We start from the raw sequence: 22,141 nt of genomic DNA, 5'->3' as shown, positions 1-22,141 counted from the left end.
CAGCGCCGCAATGGCAATCAGTGCGACGCCGCGGCGGACGAAGCGGTGCGTTGCACGTAGACGCGATAGGCCCATGGCGCCAGCTCCAGCGAGGTCGAGGCATCGAGTGTCGCCGATCCGCCGCTGAAATGCTCGGTGTAAACGCCATGGAACAGCGTCTGCTCGAAGCGTACCGTCTGCGGCTTCGCCGACAGGTTGAACACCGCGAACACCTTCGCCTGCGCGTCCTGGCGCACGAAGCTCAGCACCTCCGCCGGACGGTCGTTGGGCACGTGCTGCATCAGCGCGCCCCAGTGGCCGTTCCACAGCGGCGAGGTCGATTTCTTGAGGCGAATGAGATCGGCGTACAGCACGCCGTTGGGATGCGTGCGCCAGACGATCGGATCCTTCTCGAAGAATTCCAGTCGCTTCGTGTTGCCCGCTTCCTGGCCGTTGTAGAGCATCGGGATGCCGTCGGCCACGAACGACAGCACCATCGCCGCCGGCAACGCATCGCCGAACTGCTCGAACTCGGTGCCTTCCCAGCTGTTCTTGTCGTGGTTGCTGAGGAAGGTCATGCGCATGCCGCCGCGCGGGTAGTAGGCCTCGTTCCACGAGTAGTAGACGCGGAACGTGCCGACGTCGGCCTGCCCCTTCGCGACGTGCAGCATCGCGTCGTACCAGCTCCACGCGTAGGTCGCGTCGAACGCCTTCGCATGCAGGTCGCGCGACTCCCACTCGGCGAGCATGAAGACGGGCTTGATCGCATCGAGTTCGGCGCGGACGTTGTTCCAGAAATCCAGCGGCACGAAACCGGCGACGTCGCAGCGGTAACCGTCGACGCCGATCTCGCGCACCCAGTAGGTCATCGCGTCGGTCATGTACTTGCGCAGGCCCGGATGGCGGTAGTCGAGGTTGACGATGTCGGTCCAGTCCCACCACGGCGTCGAATGGAAATCGCCCTTCCAGTCGCGCGCGTACCAGTCGGGATGCTGCTTCATCAGCGGGTTGTCCCACGCGGTGTGGTTCGCGACCCAGTCGAGGATCACGTGCATGCCCTGCGCATGCGCGGCGTCGACGAAATGCTTGAGGTCCGCCTTGGTGCCGAACTCGGGATTCACGCCGTAGTAGTCGCGCACCGAATACGGACTGCCCAGCGTGCCCTTGCGGTTCTGCTCGCCGATCGGATGCACCGGCATCAGCCACAGGATGTCGACGCCCAGCGCCTTCAGCCGCGGCAGTTCGCGCTCGGCGGCACGGAACGTGCCTTCCGGCGTGAACTGTCGCGTGTTGATCTGGTACAGCACCGCGTCCTTCGTCCACTCGGGATTCTTGAGCGTGATGTAGGGCTGCGGGCGGTAGCGCGGGTCCTGCTCGGCGGAACGGTCGTCCACGTCGGGCCTCGGGGTGGAATGAGCGAAAGCGGTGCCGACCATGGCGGCGAACGCAACGCAGACGGTCGCGAGGAAGGTCGTCAGGCGCATGGGCGGGCTCCGGGAAGGTGCGTCCGGTGTACGCAGCCGGCGCCGCGGGGTCAACTCGAAATCGATTGCACTCCCTGCATCATGCGTGATGCATCGCAGCACGGCGCGCTCACGATACGGGCCACTGTTCCGGCAGCGACAGCCCGTTGCGCGCGTCGTCCCACACCAGCGATGCGATGCGCCAGCCGTCGGGCGTCGACACGCATTGCAGGCTCTTGACACCGCGCAGATCGAAGGCGACGCCGTCCTTCGTGCCGACCTTGCGATACAGGCTCCAGCGATGCACCACATGGCCGTGTCGTTCGCTGCGAGCATCGAGTTCCCATTCGTCGAAATCGACGAGCGCGCCATCGGTGAGGATCGCGCGCCGCGTTTCGATGAAGCGGGTCACGTCGAACACCTCCGGCACCGGCCCGACCGCCTTCACGATCACCGCCTCGGGCAGGAACACCGTGCGCAGCGTGTCCACCGGCGCGACCGCGCCGTCACGCGTGCGGAAGGCGGCGTACAGGCGCGCGACGAGCGAGTCGATGGCCATGTCGTCGGCATCGTTCGCTTGCATGGCTCAGTGCAGCAGGATCAAGGTCGCGAGGCCGAGGAAGGACAGGAAGCCCATCACGTCGGTCACGGTGGTCAGGATCACGCCACCGGCGAGCGCGGGATCGAAGCCCAGCCGCTTCACCGTCACCGGCACGAACACGCCGCCCAGCGCGGCCGCGGTGAAATTGATCGTCAGCGCGAGGCCGATGACCAGCGACAGTTTCCAGTCACCGAACCACAGCAGCACGATCAGCGCCAGCAGCAGGCCGATGCCGACGCCGTTGATGATCGCGATGCGCACTTCCTTCCACACCAGCGCGCCGACGTTCGTCGCGCCGATCTGCCCGAGCGCGAGACCGCGCACCATCAGCGCCAGCACCTGCGTGCCGGCGTTGCCGCCCATGCCGGCGACGATCGGCATCAGCACCGCCAGCGAGACGAGGTGCGCGATCGTGGCCTGGAACTGGCTGACCACCGACGCGGCGAGGAACGCCGTCGCGAGATTGATCGTCAGCCACAGCATGCGCCGGCGGAACGCGCGCCGCACCGGCGAGAACAGGTCTTCCTCTTCGTTCAGGCCGGCCGCGGACATCACCTGGTGCTCGGCCTGGTAGCGGATGATGTCCACCACGTCGTCGATGGTGATGCGGCCGAGCAGCACGTTGTTGTCGTCGACCACCGGCGCACTGATCCAGTCGTGGTCGGAGAACATCTGCGCCACGACGTCGGCGGTCTCGTCCACGCCGATTGCCGGTTGCTCGTCGTCGACCAGCTGGTTCACCGGCGTGTTGGCGTCGCGGGTCAGCAGCGACTGCAGCGCGATGCGTCCGAGGTACTGGTGGCGGCGGCTGACCACGTACAGGTGGTCGGTGTGCTCGGGCAGCTCGCCGCGCAGGCGCAGGTAGCGCAGCACCACGTCGACCGTGGTGTCGGCGCGCACCGTCACCACGTCGGGATTCATCAGGCGGCCCGCGGTGTCCTCGTCGTAGGACAGCACCTGCTCCAGGCGCTCGCGGTTCTCGCGGTCCATCGACTTCAGGACCTCGTCGATCACCGTGTCCGGCAGGTCCTCGACCAGGTCCGCGAGGTCGTCGATGTCGAGGTCCTCGACCGCGGCGACCAGTTCGTCCGGGTCCATCTCCGCGATCAGGCCCTCGCGGACCTCCTCGCCGACGTGGACCAGCACCTCGCCGTCGTCCTCGGGATCGACGAGGCCCCAGACGACTTCGCGCTTGCCCGGCGGCAGGGATTCGAGGAGGTTGCCGATCTCGGCCGGCGACAGCGTGTTGACCAGCCGCCGCACGGGGCCCAGGCGCCCGCTGTCGAGCGCGTCCGAAAGCAGACGCAGCTGACGCGCGGTCTTGTCGTGGCGGATGGTCTCGGCCATGCGAAGGGTTCCGGAGGCGGAAGGCGCACCCTTCGAGGCGGGGCCACGACGGCGCGACGGGCTATCTGTCCATGGCGCGCATTATCCCCCCTGATCGCGGCCCTGCCCACCCCCTGCACGGCCGCAATGTGAACCTCACCGCGCCTCCCGCTCTCGCAGGCACAAGGCGCCTCGCAACCGCATCGCTTCTGTAGGAGCGACGTGAGTCGCGACCCGAACACCTGTCATCCCGAGCGCAGCGAGGGACCTGCTGTTCGAAGCCACAACGCGATCGACACCATCAAAACCTCGGTCGTTGACGCCATGCAGGCCACACCCGAAACTCAGGGTAGTCATCGCGAGCTCCGCTAAAGGCTCGGCCAAATCTGATACAGGCAGAAATGCATCGAAACTTGCGCGCGGACTCAATCCAAAATCAACAATTTCCAGATTTAGCTGGATGTAAGAACAAGAAATAGAACAGCCATATGAAAAAATCCAAACTATTTTCAAGCAGCGAAGCTCGCTGGGCTTATATCGTCGATCTCGACGAAGAAATGCTCAAAGGCGGAATCATAGCGTCCGAATTTTCTGCAGAGTGGATTCGGAACTGCGACTTATGTTTTGCAAATGGCGCATATCTAGCTTGCGTTATAACAGCATTCCAAGCGATTGAAACACTTCTCAGAAGCGACCACCCAGACATACACAATTCGATTGATTTGATAAACATTTCTGACATGAATGACGCACTGAAACAGCGCGCGCATGACCTTCGCAAATTTAGGAACTCATGGATTCATGTCAAAGATCCATGGAATGACGAGCTCGTCCAACAAGACTTCAACGATGGAAACCATTCGCTATTTGAACAGTCGCTCGCATCCGTTCGCCTCATGAGAGAAGTACTTTACCGAGATCAATCCGTCTAGAGCCTTCCCAAGACGACCCGAAAAGTCAGCTCAGCCCTCGGTAAATTTCTAACAAAAGCTTCTCACTATTCGGCCCAGCACGCCCCTATCTTTCACTTGTCTCTAGCTAGGGCGCCAGAATGCAGCGCGCCTTTCGAAAGCACGGCTGGACTTCGTCGCGGCTTCGACGGACGGGCACGTTCGTTCCCGACGCGTTCGCCCTACACCACATCTCCACCCCGCCCCGGGCAGCCCCAGTTGAGGATCTGGGTGCCGGGCGGCAGGACGCGGCGGAACATCGCGACGCGCTGCGGTTTCGGATTGACGACGACGGGCTGCTTCGCGGCCTGCAGCAGCGGCAGGTCGGCGCTGCTGTCGGTATATGCGGCGGCAACGGGCGCATTGAAGCCGGCCTCGCGCAGCATCGTCATCTTCATGCGGTAGTGGCAGTGGCGCAGCGCGCCGATCGCACCGAACTTCGGGCCGACGATCGTGCCGATGACCGGCAGATCCTCGTGCGCGACGAAGGCGAGGATCGCGCGGGCCAGTTCCGGCGGCGCGCCGGTGGCGACGACCACATTGTCGCCGGCCTCGCGATGCAGGCGCAGCACTTCAAGCGCGATCGGCAGCAGCCGCGCGCGGATCGCATCGGCATGCGCGGCGACGTAACGGTCGGTGGCGAGGTTGAAGTCCGCGGCGGTGCGCATGCCCAGCGTGCCGACCCAGACGAACGCGGAGATGCCGCGGCGGCGCGTGGGCATCCACGCGACCATCGGCCCGGCGATCGGCGCGATCAGCAACGCCAGTGCCTTGCGCCACCAGTCGCGCTCGATCAGCCACTTGAACAGGTGGCTGCCGGAATCGCCGTCGTACAGCGTGTGGTCGAAGTCGAAGACCACCAGCGGCGCGTCGGCCGCCGGCGTCGCGTAAGTCGGCGTGCTCATGCCGGGAAGAACAGGCGCTTGAGCGCCGCGCCCGGGTCGGCCTCGCGCATGAAGGATTCGCCGACGAGGTAGGCTTCGATGCCCGCGGCCAGCAACCAGTCGACGTCGTCGCGCGTGCCGATGCCGCTCTCGGTGACGAGGATGCGGTCCGCGGGCACGGCGTACTTCAGCGACAGCGTGGTCGCCAGCGACACCTCGAACGTGCGCAGGTTGCGGTTGTTGACGCCGATCAGCGGCAGGCGGCCGCGGAGCGGGGGCAGTCGCAGCGCGCGCTGGAGTTCCTCGGCGTCGTGCACTTCGACCAGCACGTCGAGGCCGACGCCGACCGCTTCGCGATACAGCGCATCGAGCTGCGCGTCGTCGAGCGCGGAGACGATCAGCAGGATGCAGTCGGCGCCGAGCACGCGCGCCTCGACGACCTGGTACGGATCGATCGTGAAGTCCTTGCGCAGCATCGGCAGCGTGCACGCGGCGCGGGCCTGCTGCAGGTAGGCGTCGGCGCCCTGGAAGAAGTCGATGTCGGTCAGCACCGACAGGCAGGCGGCACCGCCGGCTTCGTAGCTGGCGGCGATCGCGGCGGGGTCGAAATCCTCGCGGATCACGCCCTTCGACGGGCTGGCCTTCTTCACCTCGGCGATGACCGCGGGCAGGCCGGCGTCGCGCTTGGCGGCGATCGCGGCCACGAAGCCGCGTGCGGGCGGCGCGTCGGCCAGGCGCGCGCGCAGCGCGTCCAGCGGCACGCGCGCGCTGCGCTCGGCGACTTCCTCGGCCTTGCGGTCGAGGATGCGTTGCAGGATGTCCGCGCGTCGCGTGTCGGCGGGGGCGGCGGTGGCGTCGTTGCTCATGGCGTTGTCTTCGCGAACCAGTCGTAGGCGCGTTCGACCTTGGCGACGCGCGTGATGTAACGGGTGTACCAGTCGCTGCGACCGCGGCTGCGGGTCGCCGCGTGCTCGGCCTGGTGCTTCCAGGCGAGGATGTCGTGCTCGCTGCGCCAGTAGCTGATCGTGATGCCGATGCCGTCGGCGCCGCGCACCGATTCCACGCCGAGGTAACCCGGCTGCTGCGCGGCGAGTTCGACCATGCGATCGGCCGCCTCGGCGTAGCCCTCGGCATCGGCATCGTTGCGCAGCGAGGTGAACATCACCGCGTAGTACGGCGGTTCGGGCGTGTTCGCGAACGCGGTCTGCGACATGGCGAGCCTCAGGCCGCGGCCAGCTTCTGCGTGGTGGCGATGAAGTGTTCGAGCTTGGCGCGGGCGTCGCCGCTGGCGATCGCGGCGCGCGCGGCCTCGATGCCGTGCGCGATGCTGTCGGCGACGCCGGCCACGAACAGCGCGGCGCCGGCGTTGAGGCAGACGATGTCACGCGGCAGGCCGGGACGGTTGTTCAGCGCTTCGAGCAGCATCGTCCGGGATTCTTCGGCGTTTTCCACCCGCAGGTTGCGGCTGGCCGCCATCGCGATGCCGTAGTCCTCGGGATGCACTTCGTATTCGCGGACGACGCCGTCGCGCAGTTCGCCGACCAGCGACGCGGCGCCGAGCGAGAGTTCGTCCATGCCGTCGCGGCCCCACACCACCAGCGCGCGCTTCGCGCCGAGTTCCTGCAGCACGCGCGCCTGGATGCCGACGAGGTCGGGATGGAACACGCCCATCAGGATGTTGGGCGCGCCGGCGGGATTGGTCAGCGGGCCGAGGATGTTGAAGATCGTGCGCACGCCCATCTCGCGACGCACCGGTGCGACCACCTTCATCGCCGGGTGGTGCACCGGCGCGAACATGAAGCCGATGCCGGTGGTCTCGATGCAGGCGGCGACCTGCTCGGGCCGGAGTTCGATCTTCGCGCCCAGCGCCTCAAGCACGTCGGCACTGCCGGACTTCGACGACACGCTGCGGTTGCCGTGCTTGGCGACCTTCGCGCCCGCGGCGGCGACCACGAACATGCTGGCGGTGGAGATGTTGAACGTGTGCGCGCCGTCGCCGCCGGTGCCGACGATGTCGACCAGCCGGTCGCGTTCGCGCACGTCGACGCGGTTCGAGAACTCGCGCAGCACCGACGCCGCGGCGGCGATCTCGCCCACTGTCTCCTTCTTCACGCGCAGGCCGGTGAGGATCGCCGAGACCATCGACGGCGAGACTTCGCCGCGCATGATCTGGCGCATCAGGTCGACCATTTCGTCGTGGAAGATCTCGCGGTGCTCGATGGTCCGCTGCAGGGCTTGCTGGGGCGTGATCGACATGGGGATTCGGAAGATCGGAAGGCGGCGCGGGCCGCGCTCAGGCGGCGCGCGCGAGGAAGTTCTTCAGCAGCGCGTGGCCGTGCTCGGTGAGGATGGACTCGGGGTGGAACTGCACGCCTTCGACCGGATGATCGCGATGGCGCAGGCCCATGATCTCCTCGACGCTGCCGTCGTCGTTCTCGGTCCAGGCGGTGACTTCCAGCGCCTCGGGCAGGGTGTGGCGGTCGACGACGAGCGAGTGGTAGCGCGTGGCCTCGTAAGCGTCGGGCAGGCCGGCGAACACGCCCTTGCCTTCGTGATGGATGCGCGAGGTCTTGCCGTGCATGATCCGGCCGGCGCGGATGACGTCGCCGCCGTAGGCCTGACCGATGCTCTGGTGGCCGAGGCACACGCCGAGGATGGGGATGCGGTCGCCGAGGCGGCGGATCACGTCGACGGAGACGCCGGCTTCGTTCGGCGTGCAGGGGCCGGGCGAGATGACGATGCCAGACGGCGCCAGCGCCTCGATCTCGTCGACCGTCAGCTCGTCGTTGCGGACCACCTTCACGTCGGCGCCCAGCGACTGGAAGTACTGGACCAGGTTCCAGGTGAAACTGTCGTAGTTGTCGATCATCAGCAGCACGACAGCATTCCTGCGTCGTCGGGGGGAGTGCCAATGTAGCAGGACGCGGGCCGCGACGGGCCGCGACAACCCGCCCGCGCGGGCTCAGCGCCGGTCGCGGGGGTCCGGGTCCGCGTCGCGCAGGCGGGGGGCATGGCGGGACGGTGCCTCCGCCGGCACCGGGGCATCGCCCACCGGCGTCCGGCGCGGCAGCCGGCGCACGGTGACATCGAAGCCCTGCGCCGTGGCGGCATTCACCGTCACCCGGAACGAGTAGTCCGGCGCGGTCCAGGACTCACCGACCTTGAACATGCTGCCTTCGTTGTTGGCGCGGTTGGCGGGCGGCGTGTCGGCATCGACGCTCCACGCCGGTTCGCCGCGCGAGGTGTCGACCGCATGGATGATCACCGCGTCGCCGGCCAGCTTGTTCTCGTAGTCGCCCCAGCGCTTGCGCACCTCCACGACGTAGTAGCGCGAGGGCACGGCGGGGTTGTTGAGCACCAGCATCTGCACGTTCTGCGAGCCTGCCAGGCTGGCGCGGTCGATCACCACGGACGGGATCGCGCTGCCGACCGCCAGCGTGCGCTTGCGCGCGGCGACCACCCAGCCGAGGCGGTCGCGGGAATACATGCCGATGTGCTTGGGCAGCGTGCCGTAGGTGGCGTTGGCGACCCCGTTGTTCCAGGTGTCGCTCATGTTGTCCCACGGGTTGTCGTAGGGATCGCTGTCTTTGTCGGAGTTGTTGGCGTGCGGCAGGCCGTAGCCGTGGCCCATCTCGTGGCACAGCGGCGCGAGGTTGCCGAACGACCACGGCGGGTTCCAGGTGGTGCTCCAGCACTTGCTCACGCCGTCGAGCGCGGCGCACTGGCCGCCGCCCCAGGCGTAGCCGTCGAGGTCGCCGTTGAACATCATGTTGATGCCCTGCACCCCGCCGTTCGCGGCGAAGTTGACGTTGGCGTCGTGCGCGGCCACGCAGTCGGTGAACAACTGGCCGAGGTTGGCCTTGTCCTTGCCGTTGGCGTCCTTGGTCACGTAGTAGCTGCGCGGCTGCGGCAGCGTGGCCCAGCCGTAGGCACCGCTGCCGGTCAGGTTGATCTGGCCGCAGGAGACTTCCTGCCAGTAATGGCCGAGCTGGCCCGGCGCGGTGCCGTACTGGCCGAGGAAGAAGTCGCGGGTCTTCTGTTCGGTGGCGATGTCGCTGAACTTGCACATCAGCGTCACCCACACGGTGGTGCCCGTGATCTTCGAGGGGAATTCGACCGCCTTCGCGGGCGAGAGGTCGCCCACCGGCACGATCGCGTCGATCACCCGCGCGCCGCCCTTGGTCGCGGCCGGCGCGGTCGACACCGCCACCCGCTTGCCGAACAGCGACGCCAGGTCGCCGGCGGCATGCCGTGCCTGGACAGCGTCCAACGGATGGCGCATCCCGGCATCGTCGACCAGCGCGACCTCGAACCGCGGCGGTGCGCCGGCGGCCTTGCGCACCGGGTCGGCATCGCCCCAGACCAGCTCCAGCCGGCCGATCAGCGGCGCGGCGTCCGCAATGGCCGTCGCGCGTGTCCCGCGCTCGACGAGGCGGTTGCCGCGCGATTCCGCCGAGGCCGGACCGGAAGCGAGCAGGACGAGGACGATCGCGGCAGAAGCGCGCAGGCGGGACATGGGGGAACTCCGCGTTCGACGGTCGGCGGGATCGTAGCACCGGGGGTCCGCACGACGCCGCGACGGAAGTCGCGTTCGCCGTCCGGTAAGCTGTCGGGAACCGCCGTTCGTCGACCTGCCGCCCCCATGCCCCATCTCGAACTGACCCTGCGCTGCCGCGAGGCGGACCAGCCACGCTACGAACACGCGCTGGAGGACGTGGGCGCGCTGGCGGTCACGCTGCTGGACGCCGAAGCCGAAACCCCGAACGAGCGCGCGATCCTCGAACCCGGCGTCGGCGAGATGCCGATCTGGGACGCGGTGTCGCTGTCGGCGCTGTTCGACGCCGACGCCGACCCGCTGGTGCTGCTGGCCGCGCTGGAATCGTTCGATCCCGCACTCGACTGGACGAACGCCTCGTTCCGCAAGGTCGAGGACCAGGACTGGGTGCGGGCATGGATGGACCAGTACGTGCCGCTGCATTTCGGCGCGCGCACCTGGATCGTGCCGTGGAACCATGCCCTGCCCGAAGGCGCCGACACGCCCGACGCCGCCGTCGTGCGGCTGGACCCGGGCCTCGCCTTCGGCTCCGGCACCCACCCGACCACCGCGCTGTGCCTGCGCTGGCTGGACGCGCTGGCGGCCGACGGCCTGCTGCAGGGGCGCACGGTGCTCGATTTCGGCTGCGGCAGCGGCATCCTCGCGCTCGCAGCGCTGAAACTGGGCGCGGCCCGGGCGATCGGCGTCGACAACGATCCGCAGGCCATCCTCGCCACCGCCGACAATGCCGAGCGCAACGGCGTCGACGACCGCCTCGCGGTGCACCTGCCGCAGGACGCGCCGGTCGCGACGTATCCGATCGTCGTCGCCAACATCCTCGCCTCCGCGCTCGACGCGCTGGCCGAGCTGCTCGCGGCGCGGGTCGCGCCGGGCGGACGGATCGCGCTGTCGGGCATCCTCGTCGGCCAGGAAGACGCGCTGGTGGTGCGCTACGCCGCGTGGTTCGACGATCTGCGCGTCGCGCAGGACGGCGACTGGGTACGCATCGACGGCGTGCGCCGCGCCGCGGCCTGACGGACGCAGGCACGAACGGACCGCCGCGATGTTCATCAACTGCCCCTATTGCAAGGCGCTGGTGGCGACCGATCCGGTGACGGATCTCGCCCCGGTGCGCTGTCCGCACTGCGACAGCCTGCTGCGGCGCGATCCCGATGCGCCGGACGACGACGGCGACGCGCAGCCGCCGCTGGACGCCGCCGCACTGCTGCGCACGCCGATCGCAACGGAAACGGCGACATCTGCCGTCGAAGCGGAGGAAGCCGCGCCGGCCGCCGAAGCCATCCTCGTGCGCACGCCCGACGCCCCCGCGCCGGCTGCGCCCGCAAGCGTCGCGCCCGCGCCTGCGACGCCACCGCGCGGCCTGCGCCGCACGCCCAGCTTCGCGCACGGCCCCGCGGCGAGCACCGGGCCGCGCGAACGCTGGCTGCCGGTCGCGGTCGTCGCGCTGTGCTGCACGCTCGCGCTGCAACTGCTGCTCGCCGATCGCGCGCGCCTCGCCGGCGACGCGCGCTGGCGGCCGCTGCTGGAAACGCTGTGCGGCGCGCTGCGCTGCGAGTTGCCGCCGTGGCGCGAACCGGCCGCGTTCACGCTGGTCCAGCGCGACATCCGCCAACATCCGCGCCTGCCCGGCGCGCTGCGCGTCACCGCGACGTTCCGCAACGACGCGCGCTGGGCGCAGCCGTGGCCGCAGCTGCGGCTCACGCTCACCGACGCCAACGGCCGCGCCGCCGGCGAACGCAATTTCCGCGTCGAGGAATACCTCGGCGGCCCGCCGAGCCAGCCGTCACTGGGCAGCGGCGAAAGCGCGTCCGTCGCGATGGACATCCTGGAACCGGCATCCGGCATCGTCGGCTACGATTTCGCCTTCCGCTGAAACACCGGGCGTCCGGGCACCGCCGGCGACACGATTCCGGAACGATGCCGATGTGATCCCGGGCGCCGTCATCGACATCGCCGATCGTCGATCGTGGATCGCGTGTCGTGACGGACACATCGCGAATCCCCGGCCGGAACGCGAAAACGTCCCGATCGCGGACAATGCGCGCCGCGTGCACCACTCATCGGGAAACCCTGCCGCCACGCGTCGATTTCGCCGTGTTCACCATGGCGGCGCCCGGACGGCCACGCTAGACTCTGCGCCCCCTCCGCCACCGGGCGAGCGGGCCGGCCAGGGACGGGGCCGCCGCGCACCTTTCTTCCGGATACCGTGCTTGAACGCCGAACGTCTCGACGCCGCCCATCGTCCCGCTCCCCAGCCGACGCTCCGTGACCACGTCGCGAAGGCGGTACGCCGCTATCTCGGCGATCTCGACGGCGCGGACACCGAGAACCTGTACGAAGTCACGCTGCGCGAGTTCGAGATCCCGCTGTTCGCCGAAGTGCTGCGCCACTGCGACGGCAACCAGAGCCGCGCCGCGGCGATGCTGGGCATTCACCGCGGCACCCTGCGCAAGAAGCTGAAGGACTACGGGCTGGCCTGAACGGCCTGCCGGCCGGCCCCGGGGCCCGGGGTGGCGCCCCGGTATAATCGCGGCCTCCCCGCCGCACCTCTCCGCCCATGACCCGCCATCTCCCCGGCGCCCCGGTGACGCTCCGCCGCGCGCTGCTGTCCGTGTCCGACAAGACCGGCCTGATCGACCTCGCCCGTGCCCTCGCCGCCCGCGGCATCGAACTGGTCTCCACCGGCGGCACCGCCAAGGCGATCCGCGATGCCGGCTTGCCGGTGCGCGACGTCAGCGACGTCACCGGCTTCCCGGAAATGATGGACGGCCGCGTGAAGACGCTGCATCCGATGGTGCACGGCGGCCTGCTCGGCCGCGCCGGCACCGACGACGCGGTGATGGCCGAACACGGCATCGACGCGATCGACCTGCTGGTGCTCAACCTCTATCCGTTCGAGCGCGTCTGCGCCAATCCGGACAGCACGATCGAAGAGATCATCGAGAACATCGACATCGGCGGTCCGGCGATGCTGCGCTCCGCGGCGAAGAACTACGCCCGCGTTGCCGTCGTCACCGATCCGGCGCAGTACGACGCGCTGCTCGCCGAACTCGACGCGCACGACGGCGCCGTCACCGGCCGCACCCGCTTCGCGCTGTCGGTCGCCGCGTTCAACCGCGTGGCGCAGTACGACGCCTTCATCGGCAACTATTTGTCCGCGCTTCAGGACGACGGCGATCTCGCACTGTTCCCCGCGCAGCAGAACAGCAATTTCGTGAAGGTGATGGACCTGCGCTACGGCGAGAACCCGCATCAGCAGGCCGCGTTCTACCGCGACCTGTGGCCGGTGCCGGGCACGCTGGCGACGTTCTCCCAGTTGCAGGGCAAGGAACTGAGCTACAACAACCTCGCCGACGCCGACGCCGCGTGGGAATGCGTGCGCCAGTTCGGCATGACGACGCCGGCGTGCGTGATCGTCAAGCACGCGAATCCCTGCGGCGTGTCGGTCTCGGCCAGCGCGCTCGACGCCTACGAACACGCCTACGCCACCGACCCGACCTCGGCCTTCGGCGGCATCCTCGCCTTCAACGTGCCGGTCGACGGCGCGACGATGAAGACCATCCTCGACCGCCAGTTCGTCGAGGTGCTCATCGCGCCCGACTACACCGACGACGCGCTGGCGTACGCGAAGAAGAAGGCCAACGTCCGCGTGCTGCGCATTCCGCACGGCGACGGCCGCAACAACATGGACGTGAAGCGCGTCGGCTCCGGCCTGCTGATGCAGACCGCCGACATCCGCGAAGTGACGGCGGACGAACTGAAGGTGGTCACGAAGCGCGCGCCGACCGAGGCGCAGCTCGCCGACCTGCTGTTCGCCTGGCGGGTGGCGAAGTTCGTGAAATCGAACGCCATCGTCTACGCGAAGGACCTGCACACGATCGGCGTCGGCGCCGGGCAGATGAGCCGCGTGTATTCCGCGCGCATCGCCGGGATCAAGGCCGACGACGCCGGTCTCGTCGTCCCCGGCTCGGTGATGGCCAGCGACGCGTTCTTCCCGTTCCGCGACGGCATCGACGCCGCGGCGCAGGCCGGCATCGCCGCCGTCATCCAGCCCGGCGGCTCGATGCGCGACCAGGAAGTGATCGACGCCGCGGACGAACACGGCCTCGCCATGGTGTTCACCGGCGTGCGCCATTTCAGGCACTGAGCCACGCCCGGTGCCGCCACGGCGCCGGTCCATGATCCCCGGAGATTCCCATGCAGCGACGCGCCGCGTTCCTCCTCGCCCTCGGCAGCACGGCCGCGTTCGCCGCCACGCCGGTGCCACCGCCGCGCCCCGCGATCACCCAGGCACCGGGCATCGTCAGCGACGCCGAAGTCCTGCGCCTGCTGCGCACGGCCTACCCCGGCGAAGCGGTGTCGCTGAAGAGCGAATGGCGCGCGAAGGATGCGCATCGCGCCAACGACGAGCCGTCGCCGTCGGTGCGCACGGTGTGCGCGGATTCGGGCGCACAGACGCATGGCCCGCGACTCGTCGCCGTGTGCGGCAGCTTCGAGGACGCCGGCCACGCGCAGGCGGGCGAGGTCGACCTGTTCCAGTTGCTCGACCCGCGCGGCGGGCAGACGCAGGCGCGCATCGGCGCGCGCGAACGCGGCTTGCAGACCGGCGGCTGGGGCTCGCCCGGCGACGTCACACTGATCGAGATCGGCAGCGGCCGCACCGCGTTCGCGCTGTCCAGCGCGTTCTCCAACATGGGCTGGACGACGGAAAGCATGTCGTTGCACCAGGCCGACAGCGACCGCTTCGTCGAACGCCTGTCGTTCGCGACGCACCTCGACAACAGCGGCGACTGCGATCCCGACGGCGACCGCGGCTGCCGCGCGCGCTCGGTGTCGCTCGACTGCACCTTGCGGGTCGACCCGGCGAAGGCCGATCGCGGCTTCTACGCACTCAGCATCGACGTGACCGGCGAACGCGGGGGCCGCAAGGTCAAGCGCAGCATCCCGACGACGTTCGACGGCACCCGCTATCGCGTCGCGCCGCGCGTGCTGGTGCGGGACGGGTGTGATCAGGACGGGTGATCGACTAGAGCAACTTTTGTTCGGGAAAAAAGAGCGAAAGCACGACAAGCCGCGCCACCAACCGGAACTCGTCTCAGTCCATGAGACAACTTAGTTAAGTTTATTGTTTTTCTTCAAAGATTTAATTCAAACCCTACTTATCCACAGACTCACCCATCGCCGTTACCACCCTCCGCCATGTAGCCTTGTTGCCAACTTCGCCGAAGCTACAAGCATGGCCGAGAACCGAAAACTGATTAAGTCGAATCTGCGTGGCTTTCGGTCGGAAACCACAGAAAGCAACGAACGCCTGAAAATCTGGCTCGGCTTCATCGGCGGACTCATCAGCACGCTGTCCGCCGTCATCTACTTCCACTGAAAAGACAACACCCATGAAACTCCTCGTCATCGGTTCCGGCGGCCGTGAACACGCCCTCGCCTGGAAGCTCGCGCAGTCGCCGCGGGTGGACGAAGTCCTGGTCGCGCCGGGCAACGCCGGCACGGCGACGGAGGCGAAGTGCCGCAACGTCGCGGTGAAAGCGACGGACCTCGACGGCCTCGTCGCGCTGGTGCGCGCCGAAGGCGTGGCGGTGACGGTGGTCGGGCCCGAGGCGCCGCTGGTCGCGGGCGTGGTCGACCGCTTCCGCGCCGAAGGCCTGCGCGTGTTCGGGCCGACCGCCGCAGCGGCGCAGCTCGAAGGCAGCAAGGCGTTCGCGAAGGATTTCCTTGCGCGCCACGGCATCCCGACCGCGTACTACGCCGTGCACACCGACGTCGACGCCGCACTCGCCTACATTCGGGAGAAAGGTGCACCGATCGTCGTGAAGGCCGACGGCCTCGCCGCGGGCAAGGGCGTGATCGTGGCGATGACGCAGGCCGAAGCCGAAGCCGCGGTGCGCGACATGCTGTCGGGCAACGCGTTCGGCGCCGCTGGCGCGCGCGTGGTGATCGAGGAGTTCCTCGACGGCGAAGAGGCGAGCTTCATCTCGATGGTCGACGGCGTCACCGCGCTGCCGATGGCGACCTCGCAGGACCACAAGCGCGTGGGCGACGGCGACACCGGCCCCAACACCGGCGGCATGGGCGCGTACTCGCCCGCGCCGGTGGTCACGCCCGAGGTACATGCGCGCGTGATGCGCGAAGTGGTCGAACCGACCGTGCGCGGCATGGCCGCCGACGGCGTGCCGTTCACCGGCTTCCTCTACGCGGGGCTGATGATCGACGCGGCCGGCGCGCCGAAGGTGATCGAATTCAACGTGCGCTTCGGCGATCCGGAAACGCAGCCGGTGATGCTGCGCCTCGACAGCGACCTGCTGGATCTGGTCGAGGCCGCGATCGACGGCCGCCTGCACGAGGTCGAGGCGCGCTGGTATCCGCAGCCGTCGCTGGGCATCGTGATGGCCGCGTCGCCCTATCCCGAGACGCCACGCACCGGCGACGTCATCCACGGCCTGGACGCGCCGCAGCCGGCGCACGCCAAGGTCTTCCACGCCGGCACCGCGCTGGATGATGCCGGTCGCGTCGTCACCGCCGGCGGCCGCGTGCTGTGCGTCTGCGCCCGCGGCGACACCGTGGCCGACGCCCAGCGCGAAGCCTATGCCGCGCTGGCGATGATCGGCTGGGACGGCGAATTCCACCGCAGCGACATCGGCTGGCGGGCGGTGGCGCGGGAACGGGGCTGAGGCCGGCGCATCGCGTAAGGGTTGCGGACAACGCGACGACTTCATTCTTGCCGACGACATTCGTGCGCCGGTTCTGGTCTTGAACTGCCGGGGCCCCTGGTCGCGACGGGCTTCGCGGATCAGGCCCGAAGGGCGCGCGGCAGGAGGCCGCGCGTTTTTCGACCAGCACACGGACGTGCTGTCGAAAAACCCTGCGAAGACCGTGCACCCGACGCGCAGCGTCGGGCGCGACCGACGGGGTGTGCTTTCTTTGGGTCACCTTTCTTTACACAAGCAAAGAAAGGTGACTCGCTCGCGGCAGCGAGCGAAAAAAGGGAACAACGGCAGAGCCTTCAAAGCGGGATCCCGGCGTTCGCCGGGATGACGGGGAATGGTGTTGCGGGATAAAGCAGGTCCCTCGCCTGCGGCTCGGGATGACAGCTGAGGGGGCAGGTCGAAAATCGCGGCTCAGCGCTTTTTCGCCGCCTTCGCCGGCGCGTGCTGCTTCGACAGTTCCTCGATCAGGCTGCGCACCAGCTTGCGCTGCGAGGCCGGCAGCTTGAGGAAGGATTCGATGGCCAGCTGGTCGTGCGGGTTCATCCGCCACTCGCCGCGGGCCTCGCGGACGTGCTTGTCGTTGCCGTACTGCAGTTGCTGCGGTTCGATCGACAGCATCCGGGCCAGCGCGCGCATGTTGCCCTGCCGCGGCATGGCGCGGCCGTTGAGCCAGCCGGAAATGGCCTGCTGGGACACGGGTTCGCCGCCGAACCGGGCGAGCAGGCGCACCAGTTCGGCCGGGCTTTCGCTCATCCCGGCCTGACGCAGGGCGGCGCGCAGGCGTTCGCTGAAGGCGTCTTGTTCGGTTTTCATCCGCCGACCATAGGCCGGCGCGGCGCCCGGTGTGAAAAACGCGCTTGTGTATCAAATCCACAATATGTTGACGCAGCAACGCCCGCTGCGCGCGGGACGGTGCCCGGGCACGAGGTTTCGCCGGCCGGGGATCAGGGCTTGCGCCCGCCGCCGGACCGGACGAATTCGTCGATGACCTGGCGCAGCAGCCGGCGCTGGGCCGGCGGCAACTGCAGGTAGGACTCGATGGCGAGCCGGTCGCGGGGATCGAGGCCGCCGTCGCCCCGGCCCTCGCGCCCGCGCTTGCCGTCGTCTCCGTACTGCAATTGCTGCGGTTCCAGCGACAGCATCTTCGCCAGTGCCCTCAGATTGGCCTGCCTTGGCATCGCGCGACCCCTCAACCAGCCGGAGACGGCTTGCTGCGAGACCGGCTCGCCGCCGAAGCGGGCGAGCAGGCGGACCAGTTCGACGGGGCTCTCTCCGAGCCCCGCCCGTTGCAACGCAGCGCGCAGCCGTTCGCTGAACGCGATCTGTTCATTGTTCATCACCCGACGTCGGGCCGGTGCACGCCGGCAGTGGAAAGATGTGATTTGTACCTTATCAAACTTTTTGTTAGCGTGCGCCACCATCATGACCACGGAGGGGAAGCGGATGCGCACGATCGACGACGCCACGGCCGCAACCTCGTCCGCGACACCCTGCTCCGCGACGGCCTGCCCGGTACCGCCGGCCGCCGTCGAAACATCGCCGCCGCTGGCCGCCACGCTGGAATACGCCGCGCGCACGCTGATCGCCGAACTGGAACTGCCGTCGACGCGGCCGTCGACGCCGCGCGCGTGCATGCGGCTGTCGCCGGCCGGCGCGGAGCTGCTGCGCTGGTGGTGCGCGGACGCCGTCTGTCGCGCGCGCGTGGCGAACTTCAACACCGCGCAGCGGCAGGCGCTGGTGCATCTGCTGCTGGCGCACGAGATCCTGCGCAGCGACGACGCCGACACGTTGCGCGATCGCGCCTGCGGCCCGGCGGCGACGGCACCCGCACCGCCACCGCTGCGTGCCGCGCATCACGTGCTGCGGCTGGCGCCGGGCTGCGGGCTGCGCTGGGTCGCGCAGGCGCTGGTGGTCTGGCGCTGGGCCTGCGCCGCGGACGAGGACGACGCACGCGTCCGCCTCGTCCTGACCGCGGCCACGCCGGGCATCGCGCGGCGCCTGCGCACGGCGCTGTCGGCCGACGCGGATGCGAGCCTGCGCCGCCATGCGCGGCTGTTCCTGCCGCCGGGCCGGCGCGCGGCGTTCTTCGACTGGCTGGCGCGCGCCTTCGGCGGCCGCGATCCGGCGCTGCGGGTGCACGACGCATCGACCGCGAAGACGCCCCCGTCGCCCGGGCTGCTGAGCGTCGTCGCGGAGACGCGCGGCGCATCGGGCCACCTCCGCTCGCGCGTGCGCGTGGACCTGTGCACGACCGCGTGCGCGGGGCCCGAGCCGCTGACCGACATCGACGCCGCCCGCACCATCCGCCGCGGCGCCTGCAAGCTGCCGGCGCTGGTCGCGGTGCCGGTGTCGGGATCGCCGCTGCCGGAGACGCCGCCGCGGCATCCCGGCCGGCGTCCGCGGCTCGGTCGCGTGCATCGCGCGCAACTCGACGCCGGCCTGCGCGAACTGGCGGCGCGCGACGCCGCCTTCGTCGCGCTGGATCCCGCGCGGCGACCTCGGATCGCCATCCTCTGCGATGCGGAGATCGTCCGGCGGGCCGTCCGATGCCGGCTGCGCGAGGCCGGATTCACCGACAAGGCCCTCGCGATCGCCGGCGACGCCCCCGTGGCCGACGGCGTGCGCGCGGTGTTCGACACCCTGCCGCCGCGGGCCACACTGGCCGATGCGCGGATCTGCGTCGTCGTGGCGCTGCGGACGCAGCGGGGCGACGCGGCGCTCGCCGCCGTCCTGCCGTCGGTGGGCGCACCGCTGCTGTGGCCGGAGCCGGACTTCGCCGAACTGCGCGCCGACAGCCTCGAACGCGCGGCGCGCGGGCGGCCGCCGCGGCACCGGATGGACGTGCTGGCGCTCGTCGACGATCCGCGCTGCCGCGGCGATCACGACGCCCTGCCCCACGCGCCGCCGCCCGAGGCGGACACGCCATCGACCGACGATCTGTTCGTCGCCGGCCTGCGCGACGGCGCGGGGCGGGATCCGGCGCTGCCGCCGGACTGCGACGCGGGCCCGGACGCCGTGCCGGAACGCCTCGGCGACGTGCCGTTCCGGCTGCTGCGGGCGCGGCGTTCGATGCCGGTGACGAAGGCCGTGCACACCCACGCGCCCTGCGACGACCGCGACGGCGGCCTGCGCGCGGCCTTCCTGGCCTGCGCCGAGGCCGACCCGGCGATCGAACGCCACGACCTGATCGACCCGCGTCGCCACGCGGTGCATGCGCACGAGGCGCTGCTGGCGCGCACGCTCGCCGCGGGCGGCTGGCCGGATGCGCTGGTGCGCACGGCGACGCACGTGTACCTCGTGACCTTCCTGCCGTTCTGCCCGGCCGCCCCGCTGACGCCGACGGCGGCGGAACGGGCGCTGGCGCGCTGGCTGCGCCACGTCGACGCCCTGCCGCCGATGCGTCGCGACACACGCCGCTGGCGGCGTGCGGTGGTGCCGGCGCCGCTGTTCTGGTCGTGGAAACGCAGCGGCGGCCGGCTGTCCGACCTGCTGGCGACGCTGGCGGACACCGCCGGTACACCGTCGATGCCGGTGCCGGCCCGCAGCGCGATACCCGCGCCGGCCCCCTGAACCCCGTCGCGCATCTCTGCTAGGCTCGCCCGACCTCGCCGGCTGCGGCCGGCCCCGCGGAGCGCGCATGGCCCACCATCAGTTCGACCTGCTGCGGCAGCGCCGTTTCCTGCCGTTCTTCTCGGTGCAGTCGCTGGGCGCGTTCCTCGACAACGTCTACCGCCAGGGCATCATCGGCCTGCTGATCTGGCTGGGCGTGAGCACCGAGGAGAAGACGCTCTACGCCAACCTCGCGCCGGCGCTGTTCATCCTGCCGTTCTTCCTGTTCTCGGCCATCGCCGGGCAGATCGCGGAGAAGCTGGAGAAATCGCGGCTGATCCGCATCACCACGGTCATGGGCATCGCGGTGATGGCGGTCGCGGCGGTGGGCTTCCTGCTCAAGAGCCTGCCGCTGCTGCTGGTGGCGCTGTTCTTCCTCGGCGTGCATTCCACGCTGTTCGGGCCGGTGAAGTACTCGATCCTGCCCTCGGTACTCAAACCCGAGGAACTGACCGGCGGCAACGGCCTGGTCGAGATGGGCACGTCGCTGTCGATCCTGGTCGGCATGATCGTGGGCGGGCTGATCTTCCAGCTCGCCGACACCCACGGCCCGCAGGTCGCGGCCACGGCGGTGCTGCTGATCGCGTTCGCGGCCTATTTCGCCAGCCGCGCGGTGCCGCCGTGCGATGCCGGCGCGCCGGACCTGAAGATCCAGTGGAACCCGATCCCCGAATCGCTGCGGATGCTCGCGCTCACCCGCAAGCAGCTGGCGGTGCGCAACTCGGTGCTGGGCGTGTCGTGGTTCTGGTTCGTGGGCACGGTGCTGACGTCGCAGCTGCCGGCCTACGCCGAACTGCACCTCGGCGGCGGCAACCACCAGTCGCTGTACATCTTCGCGTTGGCGCTGTTCTCGATCGGCACCGGCGTGGGCTCGGTGCTGTGCGAACGGCTGTCGGGCCGCGTGGTCGAGATCGGCCTGGTGCCGCTGGGCGCGTTCGGCATGAGCGCGTTCCTGTTCGACCTGTACTTCGCGCGCAGCGGGCTGTCGCCGGTGACGGACCTCGGCGTCGCCGAATTCCTGCGCCAGCCGGGCAGTTGGCGGATCGCGATGGACCTCACCGGCGTGGGCCTGTTCACGGGCCTGTTCGTGGTGCCGCTGTTCGCGCTGATCCAGAGCCGCACGCCGCGCAGCGAGCTGTCGCGGGTGATCGCCGGCGTCAACATCCAGAACGCGATCTTCATCGTGCTGGCCGCGGGCACGGGCGTGGCGCTGCAGATGAAGTCGCTCACCATCGGCGGCACGACGGTGCCGATGCCGGGGCTGAGCATTCCTCAAGTCTTCCTGGGACTGGCGATCGCCAACACGCTGGTGGCGCTGTGGATCTTCACGATCGTGCCCGAGTTCTTCATGCGCTTCCTCAGTTGGGTGCTGGTGCGCACGCTGTACCGGCTGCGGCTGCACGGCATCGAGCAGCACATCCCCGACGAGGGCCCGGCACTGATCGTGTGCAACCACGTGACCTACATGGACGCGCTGGTGCTGTCGGCCAGCATCCCGCGGCCGATCCGCTTCGTCATGTACTACAAGATCTTCAACATCCCGGTGATGCGCTGGATCTTCCGCACTGCGAAGGCGATCCCGATCGCCGGCGCGAAGGAGGACCCGGAGCTGATGCGGCGCGCGTTCGAGGAGATCGACGCCGCACTGGCCGACGGCCAGCTGGTGGGCATCTTCCCCGAGGGCGCGCTGACCCGCGACGGCGGCATCGCGCCGTTCAAGGCCGGCGTGGAGAAGGTGCTGGCGCGACGCCCGGTGCCGGTGGTGCCGATGGCGCTGAAGAACATGTGGACCAGCATGTGGAGCAAGCGCGACGGCCGCATGGCGCGCATGCGCGTGCCGCGCCGCTTCCGTGCACACGTCGAGGTGATGGCCGGCGAACCGGTCGACGGCCGCGAGGCCGGCGCGGCGATGCTGGAAGCCCGGGTGCGCGCGCTGCGCGGCGACGCCGCCTGACGCCGCCGGGGCGTACCGTCGCCCAGCGCCGATTGCGCCCCGCGGTGGAATCGGCACAATGCACCAAGCCGTACGCGGCGACCGCCGCGGGGAAACGGGCG

The 22,141-nt window shown here is 69.3% G+C and carries 21 protein-coding genes; 10 read left to right on the top strand and 11 right to left on the bottom strand.

What is annotated here, in order from left to right; translation table 11 throughout:
- Nucleotides 1–17: 17 nt before the first annotated feature.
- The 3 genes from ACT53R_RS11790 to mgtE all read right to left on the bottom strand — a co-directional run bounded on the left by ACT53R_RS11790 (nt 18) and on the right by mgtE (nt 3,390).
- Nucleotides 18–1,463, bottom strand: coding sequence for an alpha-amylase family glycosyl hydrolase (locus ACT53R_RS11790; protein WP_476172073.1), 1,446 nt, complete (start codon nt 1,461–1,463; stop codon nt 18–20).
- Between the two features lie 109 nt (nt 1,464–1,572).
- Nucleotides 1,573–2,025, bottom strand: a complete 453-nt coding sequence (locus tag ACT53R_RS11785) for a Cif family virulence factor (RefSeq protein ID WP_476172072.1) — start codon at nt 2,023–2,025, stop codon at nt 1,573–1,575.
- A gap of 3 nt (nt 2,026–2,028) precedes the next feature.
- Nucleotides 2,029–3,390 (bottom strand): magnesium transporter, encoded by a 1,362-nt coding sequence (mgtE, locus tag ACT53R_RS11780; RefSeq protein WP_476172071.1) that lies wholly within the window; start codon nt 3,388–3,390, stop codon nt 2,029–2,031.
- Between the two features lie 467 nt (nt 3,391–3,857).
- On the opposite strand from mgtE, the gene ACT53R_RS11775 reads away from it, so the two are divergent.
- The gene (locus tag ACT53R_RS11775; RefSeq protein ID WP_476172070.1) at nt 3,858–4,301 is read left to right on the top strand and encodes a hypothetical protein; all 444 of its coding nucleotides are present in this window, start codon (nt 3,858–3,860) and stop codon (nt 4,299–4,301) included.
- 200 nt (nt 4,302–4,501) lie between these two features.
- Here the strand turns inward: ACT53R_RS11775 and ACT53R_RS11770 are convergent, their stop codons facing one another.
- The 6 genes from ACT53R_RS11770 to ACT53R_RS11745 all read right to left on the bottom strand — a co-directional run bounded on the left by ACT53R_RS11770 (nt 4,502) and on the right by ACT53R_RS11745 (nt 9,719).
- Entirely contained in the window at nt 4,502–5,224 is a 723-nt protein-coding gene (locus ACT53R_RS11770) for a haloacid dehalogenase-like hydrolase (protein WP_476172069.1), read from the bottom strand.
- A complete protein-coding gene (trpC, locus tag ACT53R_RS11765) occupies nt 5,221–6,069 on the bottom strand; it encodes an indole-3-glycerol phosphate synthase TrpC (protein WP_476172068.1) in 849 nt (282 codons plus the stop codon). Before trpC ends, ACT53R_RS11770 begins: the two co-directional genes overlap by 4 nt.
- Nucleotides 6,066–6,416, bottom strand: coding sequence for an antibiotic biosynthesis monooxygenase family protein (locus ACT53R_RS11760; protein WP_476172067.1), 351 nt, complete (start codon nt 6,414–6,416; stop codon nt 6,066–6,068). Before ACT53R_RS11760 ends, trpC begins: the two co-directional genes overlap by 4 nt.
- 8 nt (nt 6,417–6,424) lie before the next feature.
- Nucleotides 6,425–7,459 (bottom strand): anthranilate phosphoribosyltransferase, encoded by a 1,035-nt coding sequence (gene trpD, locus ACT53R_RS11755; protein WP_476172066.1) that lies wholly within the window; start codon nt 7,457–7,459, stop codon nt 6,425–6,427.
- Nucleotides 7,460–7,496: 37 nt separating this feature from the next.
- A complete protein-coding gene (locus ACT53R_RS11750) occupies nt 7,497–8,081 on the bottom strand; it encodes an anthranilate synthase component II (protein ID WP_476172065.1) in 585 nt (194 codons plus the stop codon).
- A gap of 84 nt (nt 8,082–8,165) precedes the next feature.
- The gene (locus tag ACT53R_RS11745) at nt 8,166–9,719 is read right to left on the bottom strand and encodes a metallopeptidase domain-containing protein (RefSeq protein ID WP_476172064.1); all 1,554 of its coding nucleotides are present in this window, start codon (nt 9,717–9,719) and stop codon (nt 8,166–8,168) included.
- Between the two features lie 126 nt (nt 9,720–9,845).
- Between ACT53R_RS11745 and prmA the strand changes: the two genes are divergently transcribed.
- The 7 genes from prmA (at nt 9,846) to purD (ending at nt 16,441) form a co-directional block, all read left to right on the top strand.
- Nucleotides 9,846–10,772 (top strand): 50S ribosomal protein L11 methyltransferase, encoded by a 927-nt coding sequence (gene prmA / locus ACT53R_RS11740; protein WP_476172063.1) that lies wholly within the window; start codon nt 9,846–9,848, stop codon nt 10,770–10,772.
- Nucleotides 10,773–10,800: 28 nt separating this feature from the next.
- Nucleotides 10,801–11,631, top strand: a complete 831-nt coding sequence (locus ACT53R_RS11735) for a DUF3426 domain-containing protein (protein ID WP_476172062.1) — start codon at nt 10,801–10,803, stop codon at nt 11,629–11,631.
- A 337-nt stretch (nt 11,632–11,968) separates the two neighbouring features.
- A complete protein-coding gene (gene fis, locus ACT53R_RS11730; protein ID WP_476172061.1) occupies nt 11,969–12,238 on the top strand; it encodes a DNA-binding transcriptional regulator Fis in 270 nt (89 codons plus the stop codon).
- Between the two features lie 77 nt (nt 12,239–12,315).
- Complete coding sequence (gene purH, locus ACT53R_RS11725; RefSeq protein ID WP_476172060.1) at nt 12,316–13,905, top strand: bifunctional phosphoribosylaminoimidazolecarboxamide formyltransferase/IMP cyclohydrolase; 1,590 nt, start codon at nt 12,316–12,318, stop codon at nt 13,903–13,905.
- 50 nt (nt 13,906–13,955) lie between these two features.
- On the top strand, nt 13,956–14,780 hold the full coding sequence (locus ACT53R_RS11720) for a hypothetical protein (protein ID WP_476172059.1): 825 nt from the start codon (nt 13,956–13,958) through the stop codon (nt 14,778–14,780).
- A 214-nt stretch (nt 14,781–14,994) separates the two neighbouring features.
- Nucleotides 14,995–15,138, top strand: coding sequence for a hypothetical protein (locus tag ACT53R_RS11715; RefSeq protein WP_476172058.1), 144 nt, complete (start codon nt 14,995–14,997; stop codon nt 15,136–15,138).
- 13 nt (nt 15,139–15,151) lie between these two features.
- Nucleotides 15,152–16,441, top strand: coding sequence for a phosphoribosylamine--glycine ligase (gene purD, locus ACT53R_RS11710; RefSeq protein ID WP_476172057.1), 1,290 nt, complete (start codon nt 15,152–15,154; stop codon nt 16,439–16,441).
- 447 nt (nt 16,442–16,888) lie between these two features.
- On the opposite strand, the gene ACT53R_RS11705 is transcribed toward purD, so the two are convergent.
- A complete protein-coding gene (locus ACT53R_RS11705) occupies nt 16,889–17,290 on the bottom strand; it encodes a helix-turn-helix domain-containing protein (RefSeq protein ID WP_476172056.1) in 402 nt (133 codons plus the stop codon).
- Nucleotides 17,291–17,421: 131 nt separating this feature from the next.
- Nucleotides 17,422–17,814: a helix-turn-helix domain-containing protein gene (locus ACT53R_RS11700; protein WP_476172055.1), complete on the bottom strand. Its 393-nt coding sequence runs from the start codon at nt 17,812–17,814 to the stop codon at nt 17,422–17,424.
- 106 nt (nt 17,815–17,920) lie between these two features.
- On the opposite strand from ACT53R_RS11700, the gene ACT53R_RS11695 reads away from it, so the two are divergent.
- A complete protein-coding gene (locus ACT53R_RS11695) occupies nt 17,921–20,047 on the top strand; it encodes a hypothetical protein (protein ID WP_476172054.1) in 2,127 nt (708 codons plus the stop codon).
- Nucleotides 20,048–20,114: 67 nt separating this feature from the next.
- On the top strand, nt 20,115–22,040 hold the full coding sequence (locus ACT53R_RS11690) for an MFS transporter (RefSeq protein ID WP_476172053.1): 1,926 nt from the start codon (nt 20,115–20,117) through the stop codon (nt 22,038–22,040).
- The last annotated feature ends 101 nt before the right edge of the window (nt 22,041–22,141 follow it).

Source organism: Lysobacter sp. DMC104, assembly GCF_056313665.1.
The sequence above is the reverse complement of the archived record's forward strand: the minus strand, read 5'-3'. Positions and strand labels throughout refer to the sequence as shown.